Source organism: Streptomyces sclerotialus, assembly GCF_040907265.1.
Taxonomy (GTDB): Bacteria; Actinomycetota; Actinomycetes; order Streptomycetales; family Streptomycetaceae; genus Streptomyces; species Streptomyces sclerotialus.
Genome location: NZ_JBFOHP010000002.1, coordinates 1563754 through 1575643, shown reverse-complemented (window position 1 = coordinate 1575643; position 11890 = coordinate 1563754). Strand labels below are relative to the sequence as shown.

Annotated in this window: 15 protein-coding genes and 1 pseudogene; 11 read left to right on the top strand and 5 right to left on the bottom strand. The window is 73.1% G+C overall.

Features of this window, described 5'->3' with window-relative positions; all coding sequences use genetic code 11:
* Positions 1 to 112 precede the first annotated feature (112 nt).
* From AAC944_RS06995 to AAC944_RS06980, 4 genes and pseudogenes are all read right to left on the bottom strand, one after another.
* Positions 113 to 553: an ATP-binding protein gene (locus tag AAC944_RS06995; RefSeq protein WP_030610755.1), complete on the bottom strand. Its 441-nt coding sequence runs from the start codon at positions 551 to 553 to the stop codon at positions 113 to 115.
* On the bottom strand, positions 547 to 1437 hold the full coding sequence (locus AAC944_RS06990; RefSeq protein WP_030610758.1) for an MEDS domain-containing protein: 891 nt from the start codon (positions 1435 to 1437) through the stop codon (positions 547 to 549). Before AAC944_RS06990 ends, AAC944_RS06995 begins: the two co-directional genes overlap by 7 nt.
* A 193-nt stretch (positions 1438 to 1630) precedes the next feature.
* Positions 1631 to 2455: an MOSC domain-containing protein gene (locus AAC944_RS06985; RefSeq protein ID WP_030610761.1), complete on the bottom strand. Its 825-nt coding sequence runs from the start codon at positions 2453 to 2455 to the stop codon at positions 1631 to 1633.
* A 66-nt stretch (positions 2456 to 2521) separates the two neighbouring features.
* Positions 2522 to 2957: pseudogene (locus AAC944_RS06980) on the bottom strand (DUF6643 family protein).
* 259 nt (positions 2958 to 3216) lie between these two features.
* Here AAC944_RS06980 and AAC944_RS06975 point away from each other — a divergent pair.
* Complete coding sequence (locus AAC944_RS06975; RefSeq protein WP_030610767.1) at positions 3217 to 4599, top strand: TerD family protein; 1383 nt, start codon at positions 3217 to 3219, stop codon at positions 4597 to 4599.
* A gap of 92 nt (positions 4600 to 4691) precedes the next feature.
* Here the strand turns inward: AAC944_RS06975 and AAC944_RS06970 are convergent, their stop codons facing one another.
* Entirely contained in the window at positions 4692 to 5957 is a 1266-nt protein-coding gene (locus AAC944_RS06970) for a glycosyltransferase (RefSeq protein WP_051871521.1), read from the bottom strand.
* A gap of 95 nt (positions 5958 to 6052) precedes the next feature.
* Between AAC944_RS06970 and AAC944_RS06965 the strand changes: the two genes are divergently transcribed.
* The 10 genes from AAC944_RS06965 (at position 6053) to AAC944_RS06920 (ending at position 11727) form a co-directional block, all read left to right on the top strand.
* Positions 6053 to 6892 carry a glutamate racemase gene (locus AAC944_RS06965; RefSeq protein ID WP_037771619.1) on the top strand — a complete coding sequence of 280 codons (840 nt, stop codon included), beginning with the start codon at positions 6053 to 6055 and terminating at the stop codon, positions 6890 to 6892.
* 191 nt (positions 6893 to 7083) lie between these two features.
* Positions 7084 to 7674 carry a hypothetical protein gene (locus AAC944_RS06960; protein ID WP_030610776.1) on the top strand — a complete coding sequence of 197 codons (591 nt, stop codon included), beginning with the start codon at positions 7084 to 7086 and terminating at the stop codon, positions 7672 to 7674.
* A 99-nt stretch (positions 7675 to 7773) separates the two neighbouring features.
* Positions 7774 to 8253: an NUDIX hydrolase gene (locus tag AAC944_RS06955; RefSeq protein WP_030610779.1), complete on the top strand. Its 480-nt coding sequence runs from the start codon at positions 7774 to 7776 to the stop codon at positions 8251 to 8253.
* Positions 8254 to 8262: 9 nt separating this feature from the next.
* Positions 8263 to 8415 carry a hypothetical protein gene (locus tag AAC944_RS06950; protein ID WP_196942859.1) on the top strand — a complete coding sequence of 51 codons (153 nt, stop codon included), beginning with the start codon at positions 8263 to 8265 and terminating at the stop codon, positions 8413 to 8415.
* A gap of 118 nt (positions 8416 to 8533) precedes the next feature.
* Entirely contained in the window at positions 8534 to 8983 is a 450-nt protein-coding gene (locus AAC944_RS06945) for an aldo/keto reductase (protein ID WP_078888389.1), read from the top strand.
* A gap of 129 nt (positions 8984 to 9112) precedes the next feature.
* Positions 9113 to 10228, top strand: a complete 1116-nt coding sequence (locus AAC944_RS06940; RefSeq protein WP_078888390.1) for a YihY/virulence factor BrkB family protein — start codon at positions 9113 to 9115, stop codon at positions 10226 to 10228.
* Between the two features lie 40 nt (positions 10229 to 10268).
* Positions 10269 to 10748: a phage holin family protein gene (locus AAC944_RS06935; protein ID WP_078888391.1), complete on the top strand. Its 480-nt coding sequence runs from the start codon at positions 10269 to 10271 to the stop codon at positions 10746 to 10748.
* Positions 10745 to 11158, top strand: coding sequence for a DUF3618 domain-containing protein (locus AAC944_RS06930; RefSeq protein ID WP_051871522.1), 414 nt, complete (start codon positions 10745 to 10747; stop codon positions 11156 to 11158). The genes AAC944_RS06935 and AAC944_RS06930 overlap by 4 nt, the downstream gene beginning before the upstream one ends.
* Entirely contained in the window at positions 11155 to 11421 is a 267-nt protein-coding gene (locus AAC944_RS06925; RefSeq protein WP_030610795.1) for a DUF4235 domain-containing protein, read from the top strand. Before AAC944_RS06930 ends, AAC944_RS06925 begins: the two co-directional genes overlap by 4 nt.
* Before the next feature lie 114 nt (positions 11422 to 11535).
* Positions 11536 to 11727 carry a DUF6381 family protein gene (locus AAC944_RS06920; RefSeq protein WP_030610797.1) on the top strand — a complete coding sequence of 64 codons (192 nt, stop codon included), beginning with the start codon at positions 11536 to 11538 and terminating at the stop codon, positions 11725 to 11727.
* The last annotated feature ends 163 nt before the right edge of the window (positions 11728 to 11890 follow it).

Below are 11890 nucleotides of genomic sequence, written 5' to 3'. Positions count from 1 at the left end.
GGGGAGGGCGGCAGAAGGCCGTGAGCGGGCCCGGATCGCCGGCAGGGTCCCCGGGCGGCAGGAGGTCGTCCAAGAGCGCTGAGCGGCCGCCCAGCCGCCTTGCCGCGCGCGCTCAGGACAGCCGTACCGCCAGCGTGACCACCGCGCCGTCCTGCGGGCCGGCGGCGATCGTCAGCCGGTCGGCGACCAGCCGGGCCATCCACAGCCCGCGCCCCGTGGGCGCACCGTCCAGGCCCGGCAGCAGCTCGGGGATGACGGCCTCCGTGAAGCCGGGGCCCGAGTCGATGACCAGGCACTCCAGTTCGTCGTCGATCCGGCGCAGGACCAGCCGGCCGCTGCCGCCCGCATGCTCCACGGCGTTGCCCGCCACCTCGTCCACCGCCAGCACGAACTCCCCGCGCCGCGGCTCGGTGAGCCCTTCACGGGCCGCGCACTCCTCGACGAGCAGCCGTACCTGCGGGAGCAGCCGGGCGGTGAAGCGGCGCTGCAGCAGGTATCTGACGCCTGATTCGTCACTGGTGCCCTGGGGGTGAGCGGACTCGGGGATCAGCACGGTCGCGCCACCTCCGACAACGTCAGCCGCGAAATCGATGCCGCACCCAGCCGCTGGAGGAGCTTGTGCTGCACCGGGCCGCAGCGGACGTCGACCCGGTGGTGCCCGTTCGCGTCCTGGACGAGTGTGAGGAGGCCGGTGGCGCAGCCGACCGACAGGAAGTGCAGCCGGTTCAGGTCCAGGACGAGCCGGCCCGCGCCCGCGCTCTGCGCCAGGGCCAGTTCCAGGGTGGTGAGGAAGAGTTGTTTCGTCGCGGTGTCGGCCTCGCCCACGAGGCACAGCGCACCGTCCGGGGCCCGCTCCGTATGCAGCGCGCCGAGCCGTTCGAGGAGGTTGCGGGGGTGCGCCTCAGCCATGGCGGCCAGCACCTCCGGGGTGAACCAGCGCCGGTCGTACGCACAGATCTCGCTGTACGGGCGGCCCTTGAACAGGTCGTCGGCGTTCGACTCGCGGTGCATCATCGTGTGCACGTCCGCGCCCAGTTCCGGCACCCAGTGCATGTCGATGAACGTCCGCAGGCCCGTGTAACCGTCCGCGACGGCCTGCGCGGTCTCCTCGCGCAGCCGGCTCCACTGCCGGTCCGCCGTGAAGGCGGGGTCGGGGCTGATGAGCCGGCGCATGCTGCTGAGCACCAACTGTCCTTCGACGCGGGCGGCCGCCGTCGTGCGGTGGGGGAAGTCCAGCCGGGCCAGCACCTCTTCCTCGCGGAGCCCCGGGTGCGGGAAGACGATGACCCGCTCGCCGCGCGCCAGGCCGAGCCGTGTGAAGGCGGTCAGGACCTCCCAGCGGATCTCGTCGTCGTCGTAACCGACGAAGGCGTGGTCCCCAGGGCGCATATGGTGCACCGGGATGAGGCGCTCCTGTGCCGCGTCCCCGGCGGGCATTCGCAAGTGAATCTCCCTGTCGCCACCTCGATGCGCTCACCTTATGCAGGCCGGGCAGGGCCTCGCAATGCGGCCGACAGGGGGTGTGCGGTGCGGACAGCAACGGGCGTAGCCCGGCTGCGCCGCACCGTCGGCAGTGCGCGCAGCGGGGCGTGGCAGCGTCGTCGCGTCGGGGTGAGAACACGTGCTGACGTCAGCTCAGGACCTCGAAGGGGTCGCCGGCCCGGAGCGTGCCGCGCGATTCGGGTATGAGGTTCTGTCCGAACACGAGGTCGTCACCGAAGCGGCGGTGGCGCGCGAGCGTGCGCAGCGGCTCCTTGCCGCGCTCGGCGGTGCGCTGGTCGGTGGTGGTCACCACGCAGCGGTCGCAGGGCTTGACGACCTGGAAGGTCACCTCGCCGATCCGCACCCGCTCCCAGTCGTCCTCGGCCCACGGCGCGGTGCCCTCGATGACGACGTTCGGCCGGAAGCGGTCCATCGGCAGCGGGCCCTCGTCGGCGTGGTCGCCCTGGGCGATCAGGGAGTTGAGGGCGTCCAGCGAGGAGGAGGTGGTGAGCAGCAGCGGGAAGGCGTCGGCGAAGCTCACCGTGTCGCCGGGCCGCGCGAAATCCTGGCGCACGGCCCGGCGGACGGCCGGATCATCCATGTGAACGAGCGAGACCTCGGTGCCCAGGTACGTGCTGAACCACTCGGCGGCCGCAGGGGACGCGGGCACGGCGTCCACCTTGTCGCGCCAGACCTGCACCGGCACGGTCGCGACGGGAGCGGGGACCTCCACGGACAGGTCTTCCATCCCCGGCGCCGCGACCCTGATTCCCCCGTCGGGCAGCGCCTGCGCGACGGCCAACGCCAGCTGCGGCCGGGACCGCTGCGTGACGAGCCGGCGCTGCTCGTCGACCAGCAGCCAGCGCCGGTCCCCGGCCAGGCCCCATGGCTCCACGGCGGCCGAGTCCGGGGAGGTCCCCGCGAGCGACTTCACCGGATACAGCTGGAGGGCACGGAGGCATGAGTTCGGCATGGGCCCATCCTGCCAGCCGGGTCGGACAATTGGCCGGGCGCCCGGACACATGGCCGGGCGCCGGGGTCAGTAACCGCGCGGGTGCTGAGGGCGGCCGTACTGGTCCTCGTACGGAGCGGGGCGCGGCGCGACCGGGGCCGCCGGGCGCATCGCTTCGTATCCCGTACTCATCGGGCGCCGGGGCTGCTGCTGGCCCGAGTAGCCCTGGGGGCCCGCGGACTGCTGCGGGATGTAGGGCGTGGGCGCGGGCTGCATCGGCGCCTGCGCGGGGTACCCCTGCTGGGCGGGGGTGTGCGAGGGGCCGGAGGGGGAGGGCGGGCAGGGCCGGGAGGGCCGGTGACGAGTACGAGGACGACGAGCCGATGTCGTACGGAGGCTGGACCCTGATCGGCGCGATCTGGGGGGTGCCGCGCTCGGCGACGAGGCTGTCGTAGATCGGGGTGTCCGGGAAGGAGGGCGAAGCGTAGTAGCCGCCGCCGTAGGTAGAGCGGGGGGAGGTCATGCCTCTTAAGTTAAGCCCACGATGTGCTGGTTGGGGAGCCTGAAAAGAGGGTTGTTTTACGTGTCGGTAGTGGCTGCGGTTCACTAATGCGGGTGAACCCGGGAAAATCGGTCGCCAACACCCGTTTGAAACGTGTAAAGCGCGGCTCACCGGCAGGTGAAATCTTGCCTTCGTCGGTGGGGACTGCGCACGTCGGCGACCCCCTAGGTTGGGAGGCGGCGCGCCGCGAAGCGGGAGCGCGAATCCGAAGGAGGCGGCCATGTCGATGCCCAAGGGGGGCAACGCTCCGGTGGAGGCCGGCGCGGTACGGATCGAGCTGAGCTGGCGGACCGGTCCCGGCGTCCCCGACGTGGACGCCTCCGCGCTGCTGCTGAGCGGCGGCAAGGTGCGGGACGACGGCGACTTCGTGTTCTACAACCAGCCGGTGCACGCCGCGGGCGCCGTGCGCCACGAGGGCAAGCGGACGGCGGACGGCACGACGGCCGACACCCTCGCCGTCGACCTCGCCGCCATGGAGCCGGCGGTCGACCGGGTGGTGCTCGCGGCCTCCGCGGACGGCGGAACGTTCGGGCAGGTGCCGGGGCTGAGCGTACGGGTCCTCGACGCGACGGGCGCACCTACGGGAAGCTCGGGCGCGGGCTCCGGTGGTGCTGCGGCCGCGGGCCCCGGTGGTGCCGAACTCGTCCGGTTCGACAGCCAGGACGCCACCGTGGAGACCGCCTTCGTGCTCGGCGAGCTCTACCGGCGACAGGGCGGCTGGAAGTTCCGCGCGGTCGGCCAGGGCTACGACCGCGGACTGGCCGGTCTGGCGACGGACTACGGGATCACCGTGGACGATCCGGGCCCGGCGCCCGCCGTCCCTGTGCCCCCGGGAGCGCCCGCTGCCGTCCCGGAAGCTCCCGAGGCCACGCCGGAGCACACGGCGCCCCAAGGTCAACTCGGTGCGTCAACCCGCACGCCCCCGGCGCGCACCGCGAGCGCGCCCGCCCCCACCCCCGTACGTCTCTCGAAAGTCACCCTGACGAAGGAAGCGCCCGCCGTTTCGCTGACGAAACAAGGGGGCACCTCGGGCGCGCTGCGGGTGAACCTCAACTGGCGGACGCGCCAGGCACCCGCGGGATCGGGCTGGGGCCGCAAGCTGACCCGGGCGCTCGCCGGTCCCGCGGCGCTCGACCTCGACCTGGGCGCGCTGTACGAACTGACCGACGGCAGCAAGGGCGTCGTACAGGCCCTGGGCAACGCCTTCGGCTCCCTGCACGCCCCGCCGTACATCCACCTCGACGGGGACGACCGCACCGGCGCCGTGGCCTCCGGCGAGAACCTCACGGTCAGCCTCGACCACCAGCACCTCATCAAGCGGATCCTGTTCTTCGTCACCATCTACGAAGGCGCGCGCAGCTTCGGCGACCTGAACGCCACGGTCACCCTCACCCCGCAGCGCGGCGCGCCCGTCGACTTCTCCCTCGACGAGTGCACCGTCCCGTCCAACGTCTGCGCGCTGGCGCTGCTCATCAACACCGGCAGCGAACTGGTCGTCCAGCGTGAGGCCCGCTACCTCGTCCCCGAGCGGGGCGTCAGCCCGCAGCGCACGGTGGACCAGGCGTACGGGTGGGGGATGCGGTGGGCACCGGGCCGGAAATGAGGCGCGTACCTCCGCGCCCTCGGGCGGCACGCGCCTCCGCACCTTCGGACGGTGCGTGCCTCCGAGCCTTCGGACGGTGCGACCGTGCGTGTCTACGCGCCCTCGGAGGCCTCTCCTGAGGCGGCCCCCGCCCCCGTAGGCGGCGCCCCGTACGTCCGTCCCTTCCACGCGGCGCCGCGCCCGCGGTAGTGCTGCACGGCCGAGTCCACCGTCATCAGGAGGTACAGCAGCGCCGTGAACGGCAACAGGGGCGCCGTCCACGGGGGCTGCCGGTAGTAGCGCAGCATCGGCAGATACGTCCCCGCCATCACCGCCCACGCCAGGCCCCCGAGGACCGCGGCCGGCGCGCCGCCGCCGATCAGGCCCGCGACCAGCGCGACCGGCGGCACCAGATAGACCAGCGCGAGACCCAGGACCGTGCCCGCCAACAGCAACGGACTGTGCAGGAGTTGTGCGTACGCGCTGCGCGCCACCATCCGCCACAGGTCGGCCAGGCGCGGATACGGCCGCACGCTCTCCACGTGGTCCGCGAGTCCCAGCCAGATCCGCCCCGAGCCCGGCCCGCGCCGGCCTCCGGAGCGCTTCACGGCGCGGGCCAGCGTCACGTCGTCGATCACCGCGTGCCGGATGCGCTCCGGGATCCCGGCCCGCTCGGCGGCGTCCCGGCGCAGCAGTACGCAGCCGCCGGCCGCCGCCGCGGTACGTGCGCCGGGCCGGTTCACCCAGCGGAACGGGTACAGCTGGCCGAAGAAGTACACGAACGCCGGGACGATCAGCCGTTCCCAGAAGTCCGCCACCCGCAGCCGCGCCATCTGTGACACCAGGTCCAGGTCGGCCGCACGGGCGGCGGACACGAGGGCACGCAGGCTGTCCGGCCCGTGCGCGATGTCCGCGTCGGTCAGCAGCAGGTAGTCCGCGTCCGTGCGCTCCCGGGCGAGCGCCGTGCCGTGCCGCACCGCCCACAGCTTGCCCGTCCACCCCGGGGCCGGCTCACCCGGCGAGGTCACGGTCAGCGGCAGTCCGCCGTGCCCGGCGGCCAGCGCGCGGGCCAGCGCCCCGGTGCCGTCCGTGCTGCCGTCGTCGACGAGGAAGACCTCGGCCCGCCCCGGATACTCCTGCGCCAGCAGCGACGGCAGGCTCACCGGCAGCACCTCCGCCTCGTCCCGCGCCGGGACGACGACGGCCACGGAGGGCCAGTCCCCGGACGCCTCGCCGGGCCCTTGCGCGGGCTCCGTGCGGCCGTACGGCCGCCGCTGCGCCGTGCCGGGCGGCAGGCGCACGTCCGTCCGCCAGAAGAAGCCCTGGCCCGCCAGCAGCCAGACCCACGCCGCCAGCGACACCCCCGCGATCCACGCCATCTCAGCCACTCCGGCAGTGTGCCGCACGGCGCACCGCCCACCGGGGAAGCGGCCCGGTGCGGCCCGCACCGGGCCCGGCTGAGTAAAGTGTCCGGGTGAAGATCGCGCTCATGGACTCCGGCTCCGGCCTGCTCGCGGCCGCCGCGGCCGTACGGCGGCTGCGGCCCGACGCCGGTCTCGTGCTCTCCTCCGACCCCGACGGCATGCCATGGGGCCCGCGTACCGCCGCGGACCTCACCGAGCGCGCGCTCGCGGTCGCCAGGAACGCCGCGGTGCACCGTCCGGACGCCCTGATCGTCGCCTGCAACACCGCCTCCGTCCACGCGCTGCCCACGCTCCGCGCCGAGCTGGAGCCGGACCTGCCGGTGATCGGGACCGTTCCCGCGATCAAGCCGGCGGCGGCCGGCGGCGGCCCGGTGGCGATCTGGGCCACCCCCGCCACGACCGGCAGCCCGTACCAGCGCGGGCTGATCCGCTCCTTCGCGGCGGACACCGAGGTCGCCGAGGTGCCGTGCCCCGGCCTCGCCGACGCCGTGGAGACCGCCGACGAGACGGCGATCACCGCGGCGATCACCGCGGCGGCGGCGCTCACTCCACCGGACGTACGGTCCGTCGTCCTCGGCTGCACGCACTACGAGCTGGTCGCCGACCGCATCAGGGACGCGCTGCAGCGTCCGGACGGGCCCGCGCTCACGCTCCACGGTTCCGCGGACGCGGTCGCCGCCCAGGCGCTGCGCCGCATCGGTGCCGAACCGGCGCCCGCCGCCACCCCGAGCAGCGACCTGACCGTCCTCCTCAGCGGGCGCACCGGTGCGCTCCCGGAGGCGGCGCTGGCGTACGAGGAGGGCAGACTGCTCTCCGGTATCGGGGCCGGCCTCCGTGGCGGGGCCGCCGTCCCCGCGCCCGGCGAACCGGCCGCGGAACCGGCCCGCTGAGCAACGCCCTTCGGGGGGGGCAGCGGCTCGCCCCCAGGGGCGGTACGCAACGGAGCGGACCCGTTACGGAACGCGTCAACTGAACGATCGGCTCCGCCTCCGTGGACGCAGTCGGCGCCCCGCGTCCCACCCGTCACGGAGGGCCACGGCGCCCGCTGCCGGGCGAGGCGAATACGCGTACGCTGCGAAGCATGAGGGACCACCCCCAGGAGGGGGCAGCAGCCCCCCACAGTGACGGCGCGCAGGACTCGCCCTGCGGCTCCGTACCCGAGGTCTGGCACGGACGGGCCACCAACCGCTTCCAGTGGCTGCTGGCCGCCGCCGGGGCCGCGTGCATGGCGCTGGGCATCGAGCTGGCGGTCGACGACGCCTGGACGTCGGGCTCGACTCCGCTGGTGATGGCCGTCGTCGGCTGCGTCGCCGCCGGACTGCTCGTCCTCTTCGGCACGCTCGCCTTCGTGCACGTGGCCGTGCGGGTCGACAAGGACTGTCTTGAGGTGCGCTGCGGCCACATCGGACTGCCCCGCCGCCGCATCCCGCTCTCGCACGTGGTCGACGTCGACTTCGCGCCCCGCGTCACGCCCTGCCACTGGGGCGGCTGGGGCTACCGATGGCGCCCGGAACAGGGCACGGGGGTGATCGTGCGCCGCGGTGAGGCGGTGATCCTCCGGCTCGGTGACGGCCGTACGTTCACGGTCACCGTCGACGACGCGGAGGCCGCGGTCCGCTGCATCCGCTCCCGGCTGGGCCTGCAGCCGAAACCCGCCCGGGGCGCCGCCTGAGCCGGTCGGCGGCACCGGGCCCGGACGGCCCGGACGGCCTGCCGGTAAGGCTCCCGAAGCATTTCGTCCCCGCGCCGGGCGCTCGCTAAGGTGCGGGGCATGGCGACACCCGACTTCATCCGCGAAATCCGCGCGACCGCCGGCCACCAGCTGCTCTGGATGCCCGGCGTCAGCGCGATCGTCTTCGACGACGAGCGGCGGGTGCTGCTGGGGCGCCGCGTCGACAGCGGCCGCTGGTCGATCATCGGGGGCATCCCCGAGCCGGGCGAACAGCCCGCCGTCTGCGCCGTGCGCGAGGTCTTCGAGGAGACCGCCGTCCACTGCGTCCCGGAGCGTCTCCTTCTGGTCCAGGCGCTGGAGCCGGTCACCTACCCCAACGGCGACCGCTGCCAGTTCATGGACATCTGCTTCCTCTGCCGCGCCACCGGCGGCGAGGCGCGCGTGAACGATGACGAGTCCCTGGAGGTCGGCTGGTTCGAGCTGGACGCGCTGCCCCCGATGGAGGCGTTCGCGCTCGACCGGATCAAGCAGGCCACGGAAGACGCCCCCACGTGGTTCGAGGGCGCAGGGAAGGCCTGAGGACCGGCGATGAGTGACGACAACGACGACAGCGGGGCGGGCTCTTCGGGGAGCAGCGGTCGAGGTTCGATGCCGGACCTGCGCACCCTCAGGCGCGCGATGCGCTGGGAGACGCCGGCCGTGCTGCTCCTTCTGATCGTGCTGGCCGCCGTGTTCTCCTGAGCGGGCGCTCTCGAGGGCCGGCGAGCGCGAGAGCCCTTGAGGGGCGGCGTGCGCGCCGCAGGGGAGGCCGTCGGGGCCCGCTCTGCAGAGCGGCGGGGGAGCGCCTACGTTGGGGCGTATGACGGACGTGTGGAGCCCCCTGGGTGAGGGCCTGCTCACCGGCAAGGTGCGGCGCGGGCAGGAGACGCCGGACACCACCCGGCAGGGCACCGACTGGCCCGAACCGCACGTCACCGACTGGGACCGGGCGTACGACATCATCGACGCGCTCGACGGCATCGCCCGGGAGCGCGGTGTCTCCGTGCCCCGGGTCGTGCTCGCCTGGCTCCTGGGGCGCCCCGGCGTCACCGGCATCGTCCTCGGAGCGCGTACCGAGGAGCAGCTGCGTGACAATCTCGCGGCGGCGGACCTGGAGCTGACCGACGAGGAACGCGAGACCGTCACCCGTGTGTCGCAGCTGCCGGCCTACTACCCGTGGTGGCACCGCGCCCTCAATGCGACCGACCGGCCCGATCCGGCCGAGGAGCCCTACCTCACGGAGTTCCGTACGTACGCGGCACGCGGCTAGGAAGCGCCTCCGGCGTCACCCGGACGGCGGAACGGTGCCCTGCCCGTGTCCGCGTCGCGGGGCGCGGCCGGCGCCGCGCCTGGCGCGCCGGATCCGTTTCGGTTCGGAGCGGACGGTTACCCACGTCGTATGGCACGGACAACGCGACCGGGGGGCCAGGAGGGCCCCGCTCACCGCGCCGGTGCAGGTCCCGGGGAACCGGAGGCCCGGGTGCCCGAGGCGCGGCAGGAGGCAGGCCAGGGACCGGCTGCAAGCCCGGGGCCGGATCCGCTCGTCAAGCGGCAGGAGCCCGACGAGCTGACGGACCTGCCCAAGAAGTCCTGGTGGGCCGTGCTGCGTGGCACGGTCAAGGAGTTCCAGAAGGACGAACTGGTCGACCGGGCGGCGGCGCTGACGTACTACGGGGTGCTCTCGCTGTTCCCCGCGCTGCTCGTCCTGGTCTCGCTGCTGGGCCTCGTGGGGGAGTCGACCGCCCAGAGGGTGGTGAGCACGCTCCAGCAGCTGGCCCCCGGCGCCGTACGGCAGGTGATCGCCAATGCCGTACAGCAGCTGCAGGGCAATGCCGGAGTCGGCTCACTGGTGGCCGTCGTCGGTCTGCTGGTGGCGGTGTGGACCGCCTCCGGGTACGTGGCGGCGTTCATCCGCAGCTCCAACGTCGTGTACGACATCGCCGAGGGACGGCCGCTGGGCAAGGTGCTCGTGGTACGGCTGGGTCTTACGGTGGTACTGATGTTGCTGTCTCTCCTCAGTGCGCTCATCGTGGTGTTCACCGGCAACTTCGCGCAGCAGGCGGGTGAGGCACTGGGCTTCGGCGGCACGGCATTGACGGTCTGGTCGATCGCCAAGTGGCCGGTCCTGCTGATCCTGGTGACGACCATGATCGCGATCCTCTACTGGGGCGCGCCCAACGTGAAGGGCCGCGGCCTGCGGTGGGTGAGCCCCGGGAGCTTCCTGGCCCTGCTCATCTGGCTGGTGGCCTCCGCCGGCTTCGCGGTGTACGTGGGGAACTTCGCCTCCTACAACAAGACCTACGGCACCCTCGCCGGCGTGATCATCTTCCTTGTCTGGCTGTGGATCACCAATCTGGCCATCCTGCTCGGCCTGGAATTCGACGCCGAGATGGCACGGGAACGGGCCGTCGTCGGGGGCCACCCCGACGGGGACGAGCCGTACCTCGAACCGCGTGACACCAAAGCCTGGAGCGAGGAGGAACGCCGGAAGGCCGAGAGCCCGGGGGAAGTGTGATCCGCGCAGGACGCGGCCACGGAAAGGCAGTTGATCGGTGATGAGTACTACTGAGGACCGCACGGTGACGAGGACCGCCGAGGACCGTACGGTGCGCATCCGTACGTCCCCCGCCACGGCCTCGCACTCCCGCCACACCGAGGAGTCGGTGGGCGAGCTGGTCTCCCGCGCCTCCCAGCAGCTCTCGCAGCTGGTGCGTGAGGAGATGCAGCTGGCGCAGGCGGAGATGGTGCGGAAGGGCAAACGGTTCGGCGTCGGCGGCGGGCTGTTCGGCGGCGCGGGCGTGGTCGGCTTCCTCGCGCTCGAAGCGCTCGTGGTCACCGCGATCGCCGCCCTGGCGCTGGTACTGCCGGTATGGGCGTCGGCCCTGATCATCACCGGCGCGCTCCTCGCGCTCGCCGGGATTCTGGCGCTGACCGGCAAGAAGCAGATCGGCCGCGCGACCCCGCTGGCACCCGAGCAGGCGATCGCCGGCGTCAAGGCCGATGTCGCGGAGGTGAAGGAGAAGGCGCACCGATGACCGCTGAATCCCAGGACAGGAAAGAGTCCCGGTCCCTCACGCCCGAACAGCTGCGGGAGCGGGTGGAGCACACCCGTGAGGAGCTGGGCCGGACCGTCGAGGAGCTGGCCGCCAAGGCGGACGTGAAGGCGCGGGCGAAGGAGAAGGCCGGCGACGCCAGGGCGAAGGTCCACGACGTCGTCGTCCATTCGCGGGCACGGGTCCAGGACCGGACCGCCCGCACGGCGCAACGGGGCCTCGTTCCGGCGCTCGCGGTGACCGCCGCCGCGGCGGTCGCCGTCTGGCTGCAGGTCCGCCGGCACGGCCACGGCGGCGGCAAGGGACGCGGCCGGCTCGCCGCTGCCTCCCGCGGCGGCCCGTGCGGCATCGGGCCACGCCGCCGCGGCAGCCGTACCAGGAGGTTCCGATGAACGCAGCGAAGATCGTCTACACGCCGGTGGGCGTGGCCCTCGGCGCCTGCAGCGGCATGATCGCCGGGGCGCTGTTCAAGCAGACGTGGAAGAAGCTCGGGCACGAGGGGGACACCCCGAGTGCAAGAGACGAAGAGCGCACCTGGCGGGAGGTGCTGCTGGCAGCGGCCCTGCAAGGAGCCATCTTCGCCGTCGTCAAGGCGGCCATGGACCGCAGCGGTGCCACCGCCACGCGGCGGCTGACCGGTACCTGGCCCGGCTGACGGCCCGGCTCCCCGGATGCGGGGCGGCCGGAGAGCTGATTCGCTGAAAGAGCCCGCGCTTCTTCCACGCGCGGGTGTCTCGGACGTGGTGTCTCGGACGTGCAAGGAGTGGACATGGGCATGGACGGTGAGGTCGGCGGCCGGATCCGGCAGATGCGGGACAAGGCCAAGGAGCTGTCGGAGGCGGCGGAACGGACGGACGATCCGCAGGACCGCAAGCGGCTCCAGGACAAGGCCCGCAAGCTGGAGAGCCAGGCGGAGCAGGAGTCGACCATGGGCAGCGGGGACATCTTCCCGATGCAGTAGCCCTCGTACAGTGACGTCCGCCCTCCCGGTCGCGGAGGGCGGACGTTCGCGTGCGCACCGTCCGTCCGGTGGCGGGCGGCTGCGCGGCACCCTGAGGGGCAGCCGTTAAACTGGGGAAGGCGGTGACCACTCGGTCCCGCGCGGCGGTGGGGCCCGCCGTACC